This is a genomic window from Actinomadura barringtoniae (assembly GCF_017573505.1).
Lineage (GTDB): Bacteria > Actinomycetota > Actinomycetes > Streptosporangiales > Streptosporangiaceae > Spirillospora > Spirillospora barringtoniae.
The window spans coordinates 81,745-99,945 of sequence record NZ_JAGEOJ010000015.1; the positions used below are offsets into that span (position 1 = coordinate 81,745).

Annotated in this window: 16 protein-coding genes; 3 read left to right on the forward strand and 13 right to left on the reverse strand. The window is 72.0% G+C overall.

Annotation, left to right across the window (positions count from 1 at the left end; genetic code table 11):
- Positions 1-24: 24 nt before the first annotated feature.
- The 6 genes from J4573_RS33545 to J4573_RS33570 all read right to left on the reverse strand — a co-directional run bounded on the left by J4573_RS33545 (position 25) and on the right by J4573_RS33570 (position 5,934).
- Positions 25-939, reverse strand: coding sequence for a type II secretion system F family protein (locus tag J4573_RS33545; protein ID WP_208259953.1), 915 nt, complete (start codon positions 937-939; stop codon positions 25-27).
- Positions 936-1,928, reverse strand: a complete 993-nt coding sequence (locus tag J4573_RS33550; protein WP_307797101.1) for a type II secretion system F family protein — start codon at positions 1,926-1,928, stop codon at positions 936-938. Before J4573_RS33550 ends, J4573_RS33545 begins: the two co-directional genes overlap by 4 nt.
- Entirely contained in the window at positions 1,925-3,226 is a 1,302-nt protein-coding gene (locus J4573_RS33555; RefSeq protein WP_208259954.1) for a TadA family conjugal transfer-associated ATPase, read from the reverse strand. The genes J4573_RS33550 and J4573_RS33555 overlap by 4 nt, the downstream gene beginning before the upstream one ends.
- Positions 3,227-4,093, reverse strand: a complete 867-nt coding sequence (locus J4573_RS33560) for a hypothetical protein (RefSeq protein ID WP_208259955.1) — start codon at positions 4,091-4,093, stop codon at positions 3,227-3,229.
- Between the two features lie 2 nt (positions 4,094-4,095).
- Positions 4,096-4,980, reverse strand: coding sequence for a hypothetical protein (locus tag J4573_RS33565; RefSeq protein ID WP_208259956.1), 885 nt, complete (start codon positions 4,978-4,980; stop codon positions 4,096-4,098).
- 252 nt (positions 4,981-5,232) lie between these two features.
- Positions 5,233-5,934, reverse strand: a complete 702-nt coding sequence (locus J4573_RS33570) for a TetR/AcrR family transcriptional regulator (RefSeq protein ID WP_208259957.1) — start codon at positions 5,932-5,934, stop codon at positions 5,233-5,235.
- A 128-nt stretch (positions 5,935-6,062) separates the two neighbouring features.
- Here J4573_RS33570 and J4573_RS33575 point away from each other — a divergent pair, with 128 nt between their 5' ends.
- Both J4573_RS33575 and J4573_RS33580 read left to right on the forward strand, forming a co-directional pair.
- A complete protein-coding gene (locus tag J4573_RS33575; protein ID WP_208259958.1) occupies positions 6,063-6,980 on the forward strand; it encodes an NAD-dependent epimerase/dehydratase family protein in 918 nt (305 codons plus the stop codon).
- Positions 6,981-7,094: 114 nt separating this feature from the next.
- Positions 7,095-11,663: a type VII secretion EssC family protein gene (locus J4573_RS33580; protein ID WP_208259959.1), complete on the forward strand. Its 4,569-nt coding sequence runs from the start codon at positions 7,095-7,097 to the stop codon at positions 11,661-11,663.
- On the opposite strand, the gene J4573_RS33585 is transcribed toward J4573_RS33580, so the two are convergent.
- From J4573_RS33585 to J4573_RS33605, 5 genes are all read right to left on the reverse strand, one after another.
- A complete protein-coding gene (locus tag J4573_RS33585) occupies positions 11,664-12,950 on the reverse strand; it encodes an amidase family protein (RefSeq protein WP_208259960.1) in 1,287 nt (428 codons plus the stop codon).
- On the reverse strand, positions 12,947-13,753 hold the full coding sequence (locus J4573_RS33590) for a MerR family transcriptional regulator (RefSeq protein WP_208259961.1): 807 nt from the start codon (positions 13,751-13,753) through the stop codon (positions 12,947-12,949). Before J4573_RS33590 ends, J4573_RS33585 begins: the two co-directional genes overlap by 4 nt.
- Before the next feature lie 36 nt (positions 13,754-13,789).
- Entirely contained in the window at positions 13,790-14,605 is an 816-nt protein-coding gene (locus J4573_RS56335) for an MOSC domain-containing protein (RefSeq protein ID WP_208259962.1), read from the reverse strand.
- Positions 14,606-14,738: 133 nt separating this feature from the next.
- Entirely contained in the window at positions 14,739-15,011 is a 273-nt protein-coding gene (locus J4573_RS33600; RefSeq protein WP_208259963.1) for a WXG100 family type VII secretion target, read from the reverse strand.
- A 261-nt stretch (positions 15,012-15,272) separates the two neighbouring features.
- A complete protein-coding gene (locus J4573_RS33605; protein ID WP_307797137.1) occupies positions 15,273-15,824 on the reverse strand; it encodes a hypothetical protein in 552 nt (183 codons plus the stop codon).
- Between the two features lie 113 nt (positions 15,825-15,937).
- Between J4573_RS33605 and J4573_RS33610 the strand changes: the two genes are divergently transcribed.
- Complete coding sequence (locus J4573_RS33610) at positions 15,938-16,189, forward strand: type B 50S ribosomal protein L31 (protein ID WP_208259965.1); 252 nt, start codon at positions 15,938-15,940, stop codon at positions 16,187-16,189.
- Between the two features lie 110 nt (positions 16,190-16,299).
- On the opposite strand, the gene J4573_RS33615 is transcribed toward J4573_RS33610, so the two are convergent.
- Complete coding sequence (locus tag J4573_RS33615) at positions 16,300-17,118, reverse strand: ABC-2 transporter permease (protein WP_208259966.1); 819 nt, start codon at positions 17,116-17,118, stop codon at positions 16,300-16,302.
- Entirely contained in the window at positions 17,115-18,059 is a 945-nt protein-coding gene (locus tag J4573_RS33620; protein ID WP_208259967.1) for an ATP-binding cassette domain-containing protein, read from the reverse strand. Before J4573_RS33620 ends, J4573_RS33615 begins: the two co-directional genes overlap by 4 nt.
- Between the last annotated feature and the right edge of the window lie 142 nt (positions 18,060-18,201).

The following is an 18,201-nucleotide window of genomic DNA, read 5'->3' on the forward strand; positions in this document are numbered from 1 at the left end:
TCGGGGGGTCGGGAGTCGTCGTGGTCATGAGACCATCACCCGGATCATTGCGGGATAGGCCAGGAAGACCAGGAAGCCCGCGCAGAGGAAGAGCTGCGCGACCAGCATCGATTGGGAGCGTTCTCCGGCCTTGCCCTCAAGCTCCGAGAGCTCTCTGCTGCGCATCGAGGCGGCTCGGGCCGACAACGACTTGCGCACCTGGGCGCCGTCGTCGGCGACCAGTGCCAGGGCGCCGGACAGGTCGCGCAGCTCGCCGATGTCCAGGTCGTCGCCCAGCCCGCCCAGCGCCTGCCACGGGGTCTGCCCGGTGATGCGCGCGTTGGCGAGCGCGTCGCGGATCCGGAGCATCGCCCAGCCCTCACCGATGTTCGCGGCGGTCATCAGGGCCTCGGGAACGCCCCGGCCGCCGGCGAGGTTCATCGACACCAGGTCGAGGAACGCCCCGACCACGTGCCTGAAGTCCTGGCGCCGCGCCGCGGCCTCCTGGCGGAGCTGCATGTCGGGGAAGAAAAAGAAGAGGGCGGCGAAGATCAGGCAGATCCACGCGGGGACCTGGAGCGAGTCGCCGACGCCGAGCAGCGCGAAGTAGGCGACCACGATCGGGATGCAGATCACCGCCGCGGCGGGCAGCAGGAACTTGGTGGCGAGGAACGCCTCAAGGGAACGATCGGTGATCGCGAGATCGGCGCGGATCGACCGCAGCTGCCATCCGCGGGTCTCGCAGAACTTCACGAGCTCACGGCCGACCTTGGCGCGGATCCCCCCGACCCGTTCGAGCGCGGGCGAGGTCCTGCGGTTGCGCGCGTCCTCGTCGCGGCGCCGTGCGGCGTCGAAGCTCGCCAGCCTGGCGGCCAGGCCGGGCCTGGGCGGGAACACGGCTCGGGCGAGTGCGTAGAGGCCGAGGCCGACGAGCGCGCCGGCCAGCATCGCGCCGGTCATGGCGTACCACCGCCTCCCGCGTCCATGGTGTGGCGGCCGCGCAGCGTCGAGGGACCTGTCTTGGAATTCTTGGAGCCCTTGCCGTCCTCCTGCCATCCGGCGACCGTCCGCGGCACCTCGCCGGGAACGCCCGGTCCCCTGGAGCCGCTCAGGAAGCGGTCCGGGAGCTCATGGCGGGAGAGCCTCTTCAGCCACATGAACCCGGCCGCGAACAGCGCGATCACCAGGCAGAGGACGAGCTGGCCGAGGACGTCGTCGTACGGCTCGACGTACGAGTGGTTGAAGATGGCGAGCAGCAGCGCCGTACCCACCGAGACGCCGATCACGATGCGCACGCTCCGTCGCGTCGCGCGGCGGTCGGCCTCGACACGGCGGCGCATGTCCAGTTCGGCGCGGGCGGAGGTGGACAGCGCGCCGAGCATGTCGCGCAAACCGGGGCCGCGCAGCTTCGCGTTGAGCATCAGGGCGGCGACCACCAGGTCGGCGGACGGGTCGTCGAGGTCGTCGGCGAACCGACGCAGCGCCTCGGGCAACGGCACGCGCGTGTGCATGCGGTCGATGAGCGTCCGCAGCGGCTGCTGGAGGGCCGGGGCGGCCGCCCGCATCGACGCGGGGATGGCCTGCTCCAGGCCGACCGCACCGGCGATGGTGTCGCGCAGGGACTCCGTCCACGCCGCGAGCGCCTCGAGCCGGGCCATGGCCTTGCGTTCTTCGGCGGCGCCGCCCGCGAGCCCGTTCCAGACCAGGACGAGGACACCGGTGCCGATCGCGGCTACGACCCATTGGGTGACCACCAGGACGAGCAGGCCGACTATCACGGCTACGGCCGTACGGGTGGAGAGGGTTTTGATGATGTCTTCGCGGCTGCGGCCTCGGGTGGGGCCGGGGCGGACGGGCATGCCTCGCAGGGCCATGACCAGGAGGAGGATGCCGCCGCCTACGGCGGCGCCGGTGAGGATGGCGAGGAGGACGTCGGGGGCGTAGCTCACCAGACGCCTCCCAGGGAGGTGTCGTAGCCGAACTCGGCGAGTTCGTCGGCGCAGGCGATGGGGGCGCTGGGAATGGCGTAGCCGTCCGGCCCCAGGGCGAAGACCTCGGAGGACAGGACGCGGCCGTCGCTGCCGTTGACCTCGCGGACGCTGGCGACGTAGCGGCGGAGGCGGCCGCCGGAGGCGTAGTCGTTGCGCTTCTCGATGAAGACGACGAAGTCGATGGCGCCGGCGATGAGCATGTGGGTGGCCTCGACGGGGAGGCGTTCCTCGGACTGGATCGCGTAGGTGGCGATGCGGTTGAAGACCTCGGCCGAGGAGTTGGCGTGGATGGTCGAGAGGGAGCCGTCGTTGCCCTGGGTCATCGCGTTCAGCATGGTGACGATCTCGTCGCCGAGGACCTCGCCGACGATGACGCGGGAGGGGTTCATGCGCAGGGAGCGGCGGACGAGCTCGGCCATGGTGATCGCGCCCTGGCCCTCGGAGTTGGGGAGGCGCTGCTCGAACGCGACGCAGTTGGGATGCAGTTCGGGGAACGCGTCAAGGCCGAGTTCGAGGGCACGTTCCACGGTGATGAGGCGTTCGTGGGTCTGGATCTCGTTGGCGACGGCGCGGAGGAGCGTGGTCTTTCCGGCGTTGGTGGCGCCGGCGATCATGATGTTCTTGCGGGCCAGGACGGCGGCCTTGAAGAAGGTGCCCAGCTCGGGGGTGAAGGTTCCGTTGCCGACCAGGTCGGTGAGGAAGACCTTGCCGAGGCGGGCGCGGCGGATCGACAGGGCGGGGCGGACGGTGACGTCCATGACCGCCGAGAGGCGCGAGCCGTCGGGCAGGCGCAGGTCGAGCTGGGGGTTGGCGGTGTCGAACGGGCGGGACGACAGGCCGCTGTAGGCGGCGAGGATCTGGATGAGCTCGACCAGTTCCTCGTCGGACTCGGCGACGGGCTCGCCCATGACCTCGCGGCCGTCGGCGTAGCCGATGAAGACGCGGTCGCAGCCGTTGACGTCGATGTTCTCGATCTCGGGGTCTTCGAGGAGGGGCTGGAGGCGGCCGACGCCGAAGAGCGCGGCGTGGACGCCGGCGGCGAGGGCCTCTTCCTCCTCGGCGTTCGGCGGGCGGCGGCCCGCGGTGAGCTCGACGCGGGCGAACTCCTCCAGGACCTGGCCGATCAGCGCGCGGGCGAACTGCCGTTCGTCCTCCCCCGACATCGGGGGGAGGCCGCTCGCGCCGTCCAGGCGGCGCTGCTGGGCGAGGCGGTCGCCGACCTCCTGCCGGAGGCGCTTGACGAGGCCGTGGTCCACCTAGATCCCCTCCTTCGCCGGAACGCGCGGCTGCTCCTCGCCGGCGCGGGGGGCGCGGGCGGAGAGCCGGGAGACCAGTTCGCCGGCGACCTCGCGGGCGGAACGGATGAGCAGCGAGCGGTCGAGCCTGCCGCCCCAGCTGCCGCCGAGCAGTTCGGCGCCCTTGGGGTCGAGGGCGAGGCCTCCGAGTACCTGTACGGGCGGCGGGGGCGGTCCGGTTTCGACGGCGGAACGGCGTTGCTGCGCGCCGGCGGCGACGATGCGGTCGACCTCGGCGATGGAGGCGCGGAAGTCGCGGGGGTCGGCGAGCACGATGACGCCGATGGGCGGGCCGCCGCGCAGGTCGTCGGTCAGGGCGGCGACACGTTCGCGCAGGTGGGCGACCTGTTCGAGGGTGGCGCGGGTGAACAGCACGACCATGTCGGCCTCGCGCAGCAGGTCGTTCAGCGGGCTGCCCGCGCCGAGGCGGCCGCAGTCGGCGAGGACGTCGACCGGGGAGAGCCCGGCGAACGCGCGGCCGAGCGGGCTCCACAGCCAGGTCATGCCCTGGGCCTGTTCGGCGCCGGTGATGCCGACGAGCACGTCCAGGCCGCCGACCAGGCGCTGGCAGTGCTCGGCGATCTGGTCGGGGCGCAGGCCGCGGCGGGCGGTGGCGGCGAGGCTGAGCAGTCCGCGGGACGGATTGAGCATGCCGCCGCTGCCGCCCTGGTCGCCGGGGGCAGCGGCGGGCAGCCGGTAGACCAGGTCGCCGCCTGCCTGGTCGCATTCGGCGACCAGGACCGGGCGGGGCCAGACCGCGCCGAGCGCGACGGCCGCCGTGGTGACGCCGGGCGCTCCCTTGTCGGCCGCGAGAGCGATGAGTGCCACGGTCAATTACCGCCCGTGTTCGGCGTGCCCGCGCCTGGGCCTGGGTTGTTGTTGCCGGTGCCGGTGCCGTTCTGGTTGCCGGTGCCGTTGCCCGGCTCGGGCGATCCGGACTGCTTCTCGGGTGCCTGCGGGGCGCCGGTAAGGCGCGTTCCCTCCGGTACGAGGGCGAGCGCTACGCCGCCCGCGGAGGCGGCCTGGGTGAGCTGCGGTGCCTCGGCGGGCAGAACGGCGACGTCGACGGAGGTCTGGTCACCGCGCAGCCGGTCGCTGTTGCCGCCGCCGCTGACGCCGATCACGATCGCGTCGGCCGACAGGACGGTGCCGGGGCGCGGCCCGCCCGAGTTGGTGGTGCCCGTGCCGCCGACGGCGTAGAGGCCGACGTGCTTGCCGGTGGTGAGGCCCTTGGCGGGGTACTGGCCGGGCTTCAGCGCCAGGCCGATGACGACGCGTCCCTTGGAGGCGTCGTTGGCGCGGCTGACCATCGCGTTCGTGAGCAGCGCGCCGGGCACGAGCGGCACGGCCGCGTAGGTACGGGTGACGTCGCCGCGCGCCGACCACCGGATGTACTCGATGCCGGTGTCGCCGATCTGCACTTCCTGCAGGGCGTTCGGCGGGATCTGCTGCCCGGCCGCGACGGGCTGGACGACGCGGATCGCCGAGACCCGCTGCCCGCTGGCCATCACCAGGTACGCGCTGGTCAGCGCGCCGCCGAGGATGAGCAGCACGGCGAGTGCGGCGAGCGCGGGCTTGCGTTCGCGCGGGGCGGTCGGCAGCCGCTGGCCGCCCGCGGAGCCGAGCCCGGAGCGTCCCAGTCCGGCGTTGCCGCCGCCGGTGGTGGAGACGCCGCCCGCGACGGCCGACTGGTTGGACTTCATCGCTCTGGCCACGCGCTCCTTCCGGACCCATGCCTGCCCGTTGAGGTCGACACGGTCTCCCGCGTCCCGCGGGTCGCCGCATCATCGGGCGATCCATGCTTGCGGGGGTCGCGACTCCGCGTCAATGGATTCGGGGAGGTGAAGCATTCCCGTAACCCTGCGGGTCCGGTGACCAGCACTTTCGCCGGTCACATCAGTTCTTACCTCCTGTCACACGCGTCACTGACTCCTCACCAAACGGTCAGGCCGTTAATCGGTAAAGGGTCACGACTTGAAGCCGATGAGCCGGCCGAGTGAACGCATGCCGAAGTCGAAATAGTCGTCCCGGTTCCCGATCACGTTCTCGAACTGGCCGAACAGTTCGAAGCTGACCGTTCCGTACAGGCCGGCCCAGGCGACGAGCGCGCGGGCGGCGACGTCGTCGGACGCCGTCATCGCGACGGCGACGCGGGCGCGGTCCACGTCGGCGACGAGCGAGGACGGGAGCGGCGGCAAGTCCTCGACCGGCTCGAGCGCGCCCGCGGCCTCGGCGTCGCTGACCACGCGCGCGAGCACGATCGTGTCGCGCAGCGCGGCGGGAACGGTCTCCTCGGGCGCCTGGTAGCCGGGCACCGGCGAGCCGTAGATCAGCGCGTACTCGTGCGGATGGGCCAGCGCCCACTCCCGTACGGCCCGGCAGACCGCGAGCCAGCGACCCAGATGGTCACCGGCCGGACACGCCTCGACCGCACGTTCCACGGCCTCGCCGACCGCGTTGTAGCCGTCGATGATCAGCGCGGTCAGCAGGTCGTCGCGGCTCGGGAAGTAGCGGTAGATCGCCGACGAGACCATCCCCATCTCGCGCGCGACCGCGCGCAGGGACAGGCCCGTCGCGCCCTCGGTCGCCAGCTGCTTGCGGGCGATCTCGGTCATCTCGCGGATCAGCTCCGCCCTTACCCGTTCGCGTGCCGTACGTCCTGCGCTCATGGTCCGAGGCTAGCAGGAGAGAGAGCGCCGCACAAAAAAGTGAGCACCGCTCTTGACGAACGATAGTCTCAAGAGAGAGCATTGCTCTCGTAAGCGAGCAATGCACACAGTTTGAGGGAGAAGGAACCATGGGCAAGCACGTGATCGTCGGAGCGGGCCAGGTCGGCAGCCACCTCGCGGGCCTCCTCGTCGGCAAGGGCCACGACGTCACCGTCGTCACCCGGTCGGGCTCGGGCCCCGACGGCGTCCGCAAGGTCGCCGCGAACGCCGCCGACCGCGCCACGCTGATCGAGGTCACCCAGGGCGCCGACACGCTCTACAACTGCATGAACCCGCGCTACCACGAGTGGGCCACGGTGTGGCCGCCGGTCGCGGACGCGCTGCTCGGCACCGCCGAGGAGACCGGCGCCGCGCTGGTGACGCTCGGCTGCCTGTACGGCTACGGCCCCTTCGACGGGCCGATGACCGAGGACACCCCCATGGCCGCGACCGGCACCAAGGGCAAGGTCCGGGCCAAGATGTGGCACGACATGCTCGCCGCGCACGAGGCCGGCCGGGCCCGCGTCACCGAGGTCCGCGGCTCCGACTACTACGGCCCCGGCAGCACCGACCAGGCCTACATCGGCACCACCCGCTTCGTCCGGCCGCTGCTCGCGGGCAAGCGCGTCTGGTACTTCAGCAACCCCGACATCACGCACAGCTGGACCTACCTGCCCGACGTCGCGCGCGCCCTGGCCATCGCGGGCACCGACGAGCGCGCCCTCGGCCGCGCCTGGCACATCCCGAGCGCCGACCCGTTCACCACCAGGGAGTTCGGCGAACGGCTGTGCGAGCTGGCCGGCGCCCGCAGGCCGCGCATCACCGAGGTGCCCCGCCCGATCTTCAATGCCGTCGGCGCCGCCGTGCCGATGGTGCGCGAGATGCGCGAGACCCGCTACCAGTTCGACAAGCCCTACATCCTGGACTCCTCGGCGTTCCAGACCACCTTCGGGATGGCGCCGACCTCGATGGAGGACGCTCTCAAGGCGGTCCTCGCGGCCGCGTGACAGCCGGCCGTGTCGTGACCGGGTCCCTGAAGGAGACGAGTAATTAAGCTGACCCTGCGGCAACGCCGATCGGCACCCGACGAAGCCGATCGGCGCACGATGGAGGGGCTCTGCATGCGAATCTCGTTCACGGCGCTGACCGGCCAGGGGCCCCGGGACGTCGTGCTGGACGCCGAGCCCGACGTGACCGTCGACAGCGTGGCCCAGTCGATCTTCGCGTCGCTGAACGGGGATCCGAACGGGGCTCCGAAGAACGCGCCGCTGACGCCCCGCTTCGCCAAGCAGCCGCAGCCCAAGGCCGCGGGGCACCGGAGCCTGTGGCTGGACGGGCGGATGCTCGACCCGCAGGCCCCGGCCGTACGGGAGCTGCGCGACGGGGCGGTCGTCGCCGTCGAGCAGCGCACCGCCGCCGCCACCGTCCAGGCCGAACCGACCGGGCTGATCGAGGTCCGGGTGGTCGGCGGACCGGCCGCCGGGTCCGTGCACCGGCTCGGCCTCGGCACCGCCACTCTCGGCTCGGGCACCACCGGCGAGGACGTGGACATCGCACTCGATGACCCCGCCGTCCCGGCCCGTTCCCTCCGTATCACCGTCGAGCCTGGCGGCGTCCACGTCGAGGCGTCGTCCCAGACCCTGTCCCGCGGGATCGTCCTGGACGGTCAGCCGCTGGCCGGCAAGTCGGTCTGGCCCGAGGGCGGCATGCTCGCCGTCGGCGCCAGCATCCTGACGCTCGCGACGAGCTCGGTCCCCGACACCCACTTGGAACCGTTGCCCGAGGGTGGCCTGGCGTTCAACCGGCCGCCCCGGCTCATCCCGCCGCACCGCGCCCGCCGCATCGAGGTGCCACGCCGGCCCGAACGCAATCCGAAGGAACGGCTCCGGCTCTTCGGCGCGCTGCTGTTCTCGGCGTTCGGCCTGGTGATGGCGTTCGCGCTGGGCCAGTGGTGGTGGGCGCTGTTCGCGCTCGCCTGGCCGGTGATGACGCTCGGCGAGTGGATCGGCGACCGCATGCACGGCCGCAAGTCGTACAAGAAGTCGCTCAAGGAGTACCAGCAGAAGGCGGCCGAGTTCGGCGGCGACGTCGACCGTTTGCGCCGCGATGACCAGGAGGAACGGCGCGCGCTGCACCCCGACCCGGCCGAGGTCCTGCTCACCGCGACCGGCCCGCGCCGCCGCCTGTGGGAACGCCGCCTCGGCGACCCCGACGTCCTGCACCTGCGCCTCGGCGTCGCCGACCTGCCCGCCCGTATCGAGCTCGCCGGAGCCGAGTACGCGGGCCCCGAGGCAGGCGATGTCTCCGTACCGGCCGCCCGTCTGGTCCCGGTCGCGCTGCCGCTCGCCGACCTGGGCGTGATCGGGCTGACCGGCGCCTCCGCCGAGTCGCGTCCCGCCTCGCGCGCGCTGGCCCGCTGGCTGGTCGCGCAGGCCGCCGCGCTGCACAGCCCGCGCGACCTGGCGATCGTCGTGCTCTGCGCCGACCAGCAGGCCGAGCGCGAGTGGAACTGGGTCCGCTGGCTGCCGCACGCCGCCCCGCGCGAGGGCGAGGAGTGCATGGCGCTGGTCGGCACCGACCCCGAGTCGGTCGCGCACCGCATCACCGAGCTGGCGATCCGCGTCACCGAACGCCGCCGCACCTCCCAGGCCACCTCCAGTTTCTTCGGGCAGGAACGGCCTGCCGACGCCGTCCCGTACAACATCCTCATCGTGCTGGACGGGGCGCGGGCGCTGCGCCGCGTGCCGGGCATGCCGATGCTGCTCCAGCGCGGTCCGGAGTACGGCCTGCACGCGATCTGCATCGACGACGAGGAACGCCTCCTGCCCGAGGAGTGCACCGCCGTCGCCGCATGGGATCCGCATCGCCCCGAGGCACTTCGCCTGAACGGCCAAGGCCTCGACCAGCTCGGCCCCGTTCTGGCCGACCAGGTCTCCACTGCCTGGACCGACCGGGTCGCCCGCGCCCTTGCCCCCGTACGGGACGTGTCGCGTGAGGATGCCGACGAGGCGATTCCGTCCGAGGCACGGCTTCTGGACCTGCTCGCGATGCCCGATCCCACGCCCGACCAGATTCAGCAGTTCTGGACGCGCACCGGCGGCCGTGCGACCCGCGTTCCCATCGGCATCAGCGCTGAGGGCACGTACGCGGTGGACCTGCGCACCGACGGCCCGCACGGCCTCATCGCGGGAACGACGGGCGCGGGCAAGTCCGAACTGCTGCAGACCCTCATCGCCTCCCTCGCCGTGGCCAACCGCCCGGACGAGATGACGTTCGTCCTCATCGACTACAAGGGCGGCGCCGCGTTCAAGGACTGCGCCCGGCTGCCGCACACCGTCGGCATGGTCACCGACCTCGACGGCCACGCCACCGAACGCGCCCTGGAGTCGCTGGCGGCCGAGCTTCGCCGCCGCGAGGAGATCCTGCTGGAGGCGGGCGCCAAGGACATCGAGGACTACAACGACCTGCGCACCATGAAGGCCCATCCGGAGCAAGGGCATTCCTTCCAGCGCACCGACCTCATCGCGATGCCGCGCTTGGTCCTGGTCATCGACGAGTTCGCCGCGATGGTCACCGAGCTGCCCGACTTCGTCACCGGCCTGGTCGACATCGGCCGCCGGGGCCGGTCTCTCGGCGTTCACCTGATCCTCGCGACGCAGCGCCCGGCGGGCGTCGTGACCGGCGACATCCGCGCCAACACCAACCTGCGGATCGCGCTGCGCGTCACCGACCCCGACGAGTCCACCGACGTGATCGACGACGCCGGGGCCGCGCAGATCTCCAAGTCGACTCCGGGCCGCTGCTACGTGCGTTCCGGCTCGTCGTCGCTGCACGCCGTGCAGTCCGCGCGCATCGGCGGCCGCCGCCCGGGCACCGGCCCGGCGACGGTCGCCCCGGCCACCGTGCTGCCCGTTCCGTGGCAGGGTCTCGGCCGCCCGCTGCCCGCGCCGCGCGAGGCGCTCGACGACGCCGACCCGGCGATGATCACCGACCTGTCGGTGCTGGTGCTGGCGATCGAGGAGGCGGCGCGCCGCGCCGGGATCGACCGCCAGCCGTCGCCCTGGCTGACGCCGCTGCCGCAGAAGGTCCGCCTGTCGCCGCGTACGGCCGCCGGAGGGTCGGTCGTGGGCGTGCCGCCGATCTCGTTCGGCATCACCGACCTGCCCGCGATCCAGTCGCGCGAGCCGCTCACCCTCGACCTCGCCGGCGGCGGCCACCTCTACCTCGCGGGCGCCGCGCAGTCCGGGCGTTCGACGGCGCTGCGGACGATCGCCGGGTCGCTGGCGGGCGCCTGCTCGCCGTACGACGCGCACCTCTACGCGATCGACTGCGGCGCCAACGCGCTGCTGCCGCTGGTGTCGCTGCCGCACTGCGGCGCGGTCGTCGGCCGCGAGCGGCTCGACCGGGTCGAACGCCTGCTCACCGCGCTCGCCGCCGAGGTCGCCCGCCGCCAGCAACTGCTCGCCGAGGCGGGGTTCGCGTCGCTGAGCGAGCAGCGCGCCGCCGTCGCCGCGCCCGACCGGCTGCCGTGGATGGTGCTGATGCTCGACCGCTGGGAGGGGTTCGTCGGCGCGTTCGAGCACTATGACTACGGCCGCCTGGTGGACGCCGTGCTGCGGCTGCTGCGCGAGGGCGCGGCGGTCGGGCTGCGCGCCGTCTTCACCGGCGACCGGACCGGCCTGAGCGGCCAGGTCTCGACGGTGTTCGACCGGCGTCTGGTGCTGCGGATGTCCGACCCGAACGACTACGGCTACGCGGGCCTGCAGGAGAAGCAGGTGCCCGCCGAGATGCCGCCCGGCCGCGCGCTGGAGCAGCTGTCCCCAGGGCAGCCGCCGCGCGAGTCGCAGATCGGGCTGCTCGGCGACGACCCGTCCGGCACCGCCCAGGTCACCGCGCTGCAGGAGATCGCCCGCGTCTGCGTCACCCGCTACGGCCGCCTGCCGCGCAAGCAGCGGCCCCTGCACGTCGACGAGCTGCCCGTACGGGTGACCTACCGCGAGGCGATGTCACTCGAACCCGACCACATGGCGCCGTCGGCGCTGTGGGCCCTGGTCGGCGTCGGTGGCGACACGCTCGCGCCGGTCGGCATCGACCTGCAGAACGAGGGGCCCGGCTTCGTCATCGCCGGTCCCCCGCGTTCGGGCCGGTCCACCGCGCTGCGCACGATCGTGCAGTCACTACTGGACCCGGCGGTCGGCGGCGGGCTGGTCCCGGTCGTGCTGATCACGCCTCGCCGGTCGCCGCTGCGGCTGCTCGCGGGGCGTCCCGGCGTGCTCGGGCTGCTGTCGGCCGACTCCGAGGAGGAGGACCTGGCGGCGGCGATCGGCGACGAGCACCGCTACGTGGTCGTGGTCGACGACGCCGAACTGCTGGACGAGACCGAGCTCGACGACGCGCTGCGCGGCGTGCTGCGGACCGCGCGCGACGCCGAGCACGCGGTCGTGATCGGCGGCACGACCGAGGACCTCGGGCGCGGCTACCGCGGTTTCCTGAACGACACGCGCCGGTCGCGTTCCGGGCTGCTGCTGGCGATCGACTCCCCCGACGACGGCGAGATGTTCGGCCTGCGGCTGCCGCGGAACGCGCCGCTCGGCGGGCCCACCGGGCGCGGTCTGTTCATCGCGCTCGGCGCCACCACGCAGATCCAGGTCGCGCTGCCGCCGCCGGTCGGGGGCGACCGCGGCGAGTGATCAGGTCGGCAGGAGCTCGGCGAAGCTGATCGCGGTGTCGTCCTCGTACCGCGGCCCGATGATCTGCGCGCCGATCGGCGGCCCATCGCCGGTCAGGGGCGCCGTGACCGCGGGCAGTCCGGCGTACGAGGCGTGGGAGGCCCAGAACGGCAGGCTCGGGTCGGGCTCTTCGTCGATCGGGAACGGCAGCGTGGTGGTCGCCGGGCACAGGAAGACGTCGACGTCCTCGAAGTAGCGGCCCCAGGCGGCGCGGGCGGCCTGACGGCGGCTCTCGTGCTCGATGACCTGCGCGAGCGTCGCGTACTGCGAGCCCGGCTCCATGAACGCGAAGAACAACCCCACGTGGAAGCCGAACGACTCGGCGTCCGCACCCGGATCCACGCCGTCCGGCCAGCCCTCGACCAGCGTCGCGCCCGCGCGACCGAGCGCCTCGACCGTGGCGGCCAGGCGGTCCGCGATCTCGTCGGAGACTGGGCCGTCGAGCGTGAAGCCCACCCGGAACTCGTTCAGGCGTGCGTGCCGCGAGGGCGGGAGCGACCAGCCGAGCGCCTTGGCCGCCGCGCCCTCGGGTCCCGCGGTGACCTTCAGCGCCGTACGGAGGTCGGCGGCGGAGCGGGCCAGCGGGCCGAGCGCCGACAGGTAGGTCATCTCGCTCGGCGGCGGTGGCGGGCCGGGCGGCGCGAAGCCGGTCAGCGGAACGATCCCGCTGGTCGGTTTGAGCCCGTACACCCCGCAGAAGGCGGCGGGGATGCGGATCGAGCCCGTGAGGTCCGAGCCGTAGTCCAGGAACGTCATCTCCGCCGCGAGCGCGGCCGCCGCGCCGCCGCTGGAGCCGCCGGGCGTCAGCCCGGGATCGCGCGGGTTGGCGGTCGCGCCGTAGAGCTCGTTGGCCGTACGGCCGAAGTCCGCGAGCATGAACGCGACGTTGCTGGTGCCGACGATGATCGCCCCGGCCTCCCTGAGCCGCCGTACGACCGTCGCGTCGGCGGGTGCCACGAAGTCGCGCGCGGCCGGATCGCCCCAGGTGGAACGCAGCCCGGCGACGTGGATCGCCTCCTTGACCGTGATCGGCACGCCGTGCAACGGCCCGAGCGTCTCGCCGCGCGCCACCGCCTCGTCGGCCGCCGCGGCGTCCGCGCGCGCTCCGGGCCGCACCTCGACGATCGCGTTCACGTCGGGGTTGGCGGCCTCGATGCGCTCCAGAACGCGTTCGGTCAGCTCCTTCGAGCCGACGTCGCCGCGCGCCACCCGCCGCGCGGCCTCGGTGGCGCTGAAGAGCCCGCTCATCGCAGGGGCTCCTGCAGCTCGGTCGTCCACGTGGACGGATCGCCGGTCCCGTACTCGATGTAGAGCTCGCGGTTGTAGCCGGCCGACCGGAACCCGCTGTCGTCGATCCACCGCGCGAGCCGCTGAACGGACGGCATCACGCCGTCCATCGGACCCTTGTGAACGATCGTCGCCGCCCGTTCGACCTCCGGCAGATCGACGACCTCGAAGTCGTGGCCGCCGGCCTCCACGTTCACCGGCAGGGCGGCGTGCACGACCACACCCCCGTCCGGTGCGTCCTCGTAGTAGGCGATCCCCTCGCCCGCGATCGCGACGCCCGCCCGGTCGAGCCGCGCGCACAGCTCCTCGTACAGCGGCCCGATCACCGGGGTGATCGACCGGGGTTCGAAGCTCTCCGCGACCGCGGTCAGCTCGGCGACCCGTACCGCCGGAAGCCGCTTGATCACGATGTCGTCGGACGGCATGGCGCCCTCCTCCTCGATGCTCTGGAGCCTCGCCCCGACCTGGGCCAGCCGCGCCGTGTCGTCCTCGATCCGCGCCCGCAGCTCGGCCCGGCGCAGCCGCAGCATTCCCTGCAGCTCATCGAGGTCGATCTTGTCGACCCGCCGCACCTGGTCGAGGGTGAAGCCGAGGTCCTTGAGCGCGACGATCCGGTTGAGGTCCGACAGCTGCCGCGCCTCGTACGACCGGTACCCGGAGGCCGGATCGACGTGCGCCGGCCGCAGCAGCCCGATCGAGTCGTAGTGCCGCAGCATGCGCACCGAGACCCGGCCGTGCCTGGCGAACTCTCCGATGCTGAACATGACGCCCCCGGTCTACGGCCTCACACGGTGTCAGGGTCAAGCGGTGTCATCGTCGATCCGCTCCACCGCGTCCACTACGTCTCCCACGGCGATGCGGCCGAACGAGCGCGCCGCGCCGAGGCGGCCGAACATGATCGCGCGCTGCCCGCCGTGGATCTGGACGCGGTACCCGCCGAGGGCGCGGAGCGGCTCGGGGCGTCGCTCGCCGGTGTCCTGGTCGGTGTTGATGATCACGCACCGGCCGGACGGCCTGATCACCTCGATCTCGACCGCCGCGCCGATGCGGAGCCGCGAGACCCGGTCCTCGCCGTACGGGCCGAGGCCCTCCAGCACGATGTTGGGCCGGAAGCGCCGCATCTCCAGTCTGGTGGTCAGGCGCTCGTTCAGGTCGGCGAGCGACTCGACCGACAGCACCGAGATCGGGTCGCCGTCGTCGTAGGTCAGGGTGTCGCCGCGCGGCGTCCTGCGCGTTCCGGTGAAGCGGACCAGGCGGCACGGCAGCCCGAGGACCGTGCTGAACCACTCGGCGACGTCGTCGCCCTGGTCCACGCCCTCGCAGTCGGTCCCGTGCACGTTCACCCGCCTGGCCGGGCCGTCGAACGGCTCGTACGCCAGCGCAGCCGAGTCACCCGGCGCCTCGACCTCGACCCGCAGCTTGCCGTCCTCGACGATGGGCCGCAGCCGTGCGAGCCCGGGCACCTCGCGCTGCGACAGATGGCGGCCGTCCGGCCGGATCACCAGGAACTCGCGGTCCCCGCGCAGCCCCACCGCCGTGATCTCGGCCGACGGCACGGCGATGCCGCCCGCGCTCTTGATCGGATGAACGTTCAGCCCCCGCACCACAGCTCTCACACAGCGGAAACTACGGCCGCCTCAGCATGCGGCACCAGAGAAAAGCCCGGTATCTGACACACATGCGTAAAAAAGTGCGGGTCCCGGCCTCGGGGGGATGGGCCGGGACCCGCGGTCCTTGGGAGCGTTCGCCTCAGCGCGTGGCGGACTCGATGTTCTGCTGGGAACGCTTGATGTCCTGGCTGCCCTGCTCCAGCGCGAGCGCCATCTTGTCGAAGGCGGTCTTGGCCTCGGTCCAGGCGCTGCGGAAGCGGTCGGCGCCCGGTCCCCACCAGACCTCCGTGCTGGAGACGGTGCGTCCGTTCAGGTCCTTGATCAGGGCGTCGAGGTTCTTGGAGTGCTTACTGAACATCCGGGACAGATCTTCCAGCGCCCCGATGCTGGCGCCGCGCTTGTCACCGCTCATTGCATCGACCCTTTCGCCGCACGGAAGAAGAATGGCCAGCCTACGCCCCACCGTTCACAGGAATCCAGCCGCACAACGGAAGCGTGGCATCGATTCCACCCCATTCTCACCACCGCCCGCTGGCCGACAGTGGCCAGGCAGACGGGCGCCGGGAGCGGCGAATGCTCACGCTCCGCAGTCGACTTACGGATTGAATAACTGTCCGTCAATACCCGAGCGGGATCGATCACTTTCCGCGCAACAATTGGTGATTCCCAGAATTCAGTGAGAAGGAACGTCCGAGCCGGGATCGGCATCGTTCAGCGGATGCGCGGACGGATCCACGACGCGTTCACCGACGAGCGTGATCTGCTCGTCGCGGGTGGTGAACTCGAAACGGCGCCGCACCGACTGGCTGAGACGGCCGTTCTCGTACTCGACCTCGGTGCGCTCGATGGCCTCCAGCGTGATCCGGTCGCCCTTTCGGACCGCACGCCCGGACTCGAGCCGCGTGTGCGCGCCGAGCAGCGCCGGCCCGCCCTCGACCGGCGCCCGGTTGCGGTTCTCCAGCTCGTGAACGGCCCGGTCCTGCGCCTGCACCAGCTTCGGCGAGAACCGCACCCCCAGCACCTCCCGGGGCGACGAACGATCATGCCGTTCCTTCTGGACCAACGCCGCGGAACGCTGCTGAACGAGCGAACTGGCGGCCACGGTGAGCTGCTGCGTCGTCTCGCTGTCCATCACCGGATGGTGGCTGGGCACGTCCGACGCCTGCAGCGCCGCACCGCAGACGGCCAGCGCCGCGACCAGACCGAGAGAACGGACCACGCGCACCAAGCGCCCTCCTCAGGACCCTCAGGGATCAATCGGAAGATACACCGTCCAAGTCGGGGAATGAAAACCGTTGTCACCCTGTTGACACGGCTGAGCGACCTACGGGAGGAACGATGAAGAAGAACATTCACCCCGGCTACCAGCCCGTCGTGTTCCGGGACCGCGGCTCGGACTTCGCCTTCCTGACCCGTTCCACGGTCGAGAGCGACCAGACGGTGGAGTGGACGGACGGCAACACCTATCCGGTCGTGGACGTCGACGTCTCGTCGGCGAGCCACCCGTTCTACACCGGCAAGAGCCGCGTGATGGACAGCACCGGAGCGGTCGAGAAGTTCAACCGCCGCTACGCCCGCAAGACCGCCTGATCCAGAGCCCTGCCGGGCAAAGCCGCCGGGTACCAGACTCCCGCGTGCGCCGAGAGAACCTTGCGTTCCGTCAACCTCGGCGCACGCGGGCTTCTCTTTGCCCGCCCACCTCACAGATCCCGCCTCCGCACCGCGACCACGGCGAGGCCGAACGCGATCAGCGGCCACAATGCGAAGGCGATCCAAGAGCCGGTGAACGTGGGGAGCGCCGAGGCGGCGCGGGGATGCCGCAACGACAGGCAGTGCAGCCAGTCGTAGAAGGGGAACCACGCGTAGAGGTCGTTGGCCCATTGGTGAACGGTCGGCCGGAAGGCCATCGGGGCGATGACGAGCACGGCGCAGACGGCCGCGACGGTCCCGGCGGAATGGCGTAGCAACGCCCCCAGCCCCATCCCGGTCAGCGCGGACACCGGCGCCAGCGATCCGTTCGCCACCAGAACGTGCGCCACGCCCGGATCGCCGGGCGTGAGCGCGATCCCCCGCCCGGACAGGATCATCTGGCCGACGGCGAACGTGCCCAGCGACAGGGCGGCCCCGACGACCAGCATGACGGTGGCCAGGACGGCCGCCTTGGCCGCGATGACGCGATGCCGGGACGGGACGGCCGTCATGGTCGTGCGGATGAGCCCGGTGGAGTACTCGCCGACGATCACCAACGCGCCGAGGACGCCTGACCCGATCATCACGATGATGGCGGTGAGCCCGCTGAACGCCGTGGTCATCGGGTCGAAGTGGGCTCGTTCGAGAGGACGGTAGACCGGCCATTCCTGGTAGGCCTCCGTACTCTTCTGCACCGCGATCGCCATCACCAGGAGCAGGCCGGCCCCGAGCACCCAGCGGGTGGAGCGCAGCGACCACAGCTTGATCCATTCGGCGGCGAGCAGGTCACCGAACCGGACGCGGGGATCGGCCGCCGCAGGAGTGATCATCGGCCCTCCTCGGCGCGGTAGCCGGCGCGGTAGCCGGCGCGGTAGTCGGCACTGCCCGCGGTGAGCTCCATGAACGCCTCCTCCAGCGACGCGGTGCGCGCCGTCAGCTCGTGCAGAACGATCCGTTGGTGGTGGGCCAGCTCGCCGATCCGGGCGGCGGTCAACCCGGTGACGGCGAGCACGGCGGATCCCCCGTCGCCCACGGCCGCCACGGCCGCGCCCGCGTCGGTCAGCACGGCCGCGAGCCGGTCGGGCTGGGGCGAACCGACCATGACGCGGGTACGGCCGCCGCGGGCCGCGAACTCGGCGACGGTCTCCTCGGCGATCAGCTCGCCCCGGCCCACGACCACGAGCCGGTCGGCGGTGTTCTGCATCTCGCTCATCAGGTGACTGGAGACCAGGACCGTGCGGCCCTCGGCGGCCAGCCGACGGAACAGCCGGCGCACCCAGCGCACGCCTTCGGGGTCCAGCCCGTTGACCGGCTCGTCGAACAGCAGCACCGGCGGATCGCCCAGCAGGGCCGTCGCGATGCCGAGCCGCTGCCGCATGCCCAGAGAGAATCCGCCGACGCGGCGCCGCGCGACTGCCGCCAGCCCCACTTCGTCCAGTACCTCCCGTACCCGGCGCCGGGGCAGCCCGTTGCCGCGGGCCAGCGCCGCCAGGTGCGCGGCGGCGCTGCGGCCGGGATGCACGTCGCCCGCGTCCAGCAGGGCACCGACGTGGTGCAGTCCTGCCTGCCGTTGAGTGAACGGGCGGCCGTCGACGGTCGTGGTTCCGGCGGTGGGCCGGGTCAGCCCCAGGATCATCCGCAAGGTGGTGCTCTTCCCTGCGCCGTTGGGGCCGAGGAATCCCGTGACCTGCCCGGGCGGCACGGTGAAGGTCAGATCGCTGACCGCCAGGACGTCCCCATAGCGCTTGGTCAATCCGTTGACTTCGATCACACCGTTCACGCTGCCGACCGGCGGGCCCCGGCGGCATCGGCCCGGCGGCGGGAATCGGCCACCGGAGATCTGCCGGGAGGCATAGGCCCACGGGCATACGACCCGAGGCTGACGCTTTCGCGGCGGCACGGCTCTTACGATC

Excerpts from the sequence above, each read along its gene's own strand:
- J4573_RS33545 (WP_208259953.1), bottom strand. The coding sequence starts at position 939 with ATGACCGGCGCGATGCTGGCCGGCGCGCTCGTCGGCCTCGGCCTCTAC.
- J4573_RS33570 (WP_208259957.1), bottom strand. The coding sequence starts at position 5,934 with ATGAGCGCAGGACGTACGGCACGCGAACGGGTAAGGGCGGAGCTGATC.
- J4573_RS33575 (WP_208259958.1), top strand. The coding sequence starts at position 6,063 with ATGGGCAAGCACGTGATCGTCGGAGCGGGCCAGGTCGGCAGCCACCTC.
- J4573_RS33580 (WP_208259959.1), top strand. The coding sequence starts at position 7,095 with ATGCGAATCTCGTTCACGGCGCTGACCGGCCAGGGGCCCCGGGACGTC.
- J4573_RS33585 (WP_208259960.1), bottom strand. The coding sequence starts at position 12,950 with ATGAGCGGGCTCTTCAGCGCCACCGAGGCCGCGCGGCGGGTGGCGCGC.
- J4573_RS33590 (WP_208259961.1), bottom strand. The coding sequence starts at position 13,753 with ATGTTCAGCATCGGAGAGTTCGCCAGGCACGGCCGGGTCTCGGTGCGC.
- J4573_RS33600 (WP_208259963.1), bottom strand. The coding sequence starts at position 15,011 with ATGAGCGGTGACAAGCGCGGCGCCAGCATCGGGGCGCTGGAAGATCTG.
- J4573_RS33610 (WP_208259965.1), top strand. The coding sequence starts at position 15,938 with ATGAAGAAGAACATTCACCCCGGCTACCAGCCCGTCGTGTTCCGGGAC.
- J4573_RS33615 (WP_208259966.1), bottom strand. The coding sequence starts at position 17,118 with ATGATCACTCCTGCGGCGGCCGATCCCCGCGTCCGGTTCGGTGACCTG.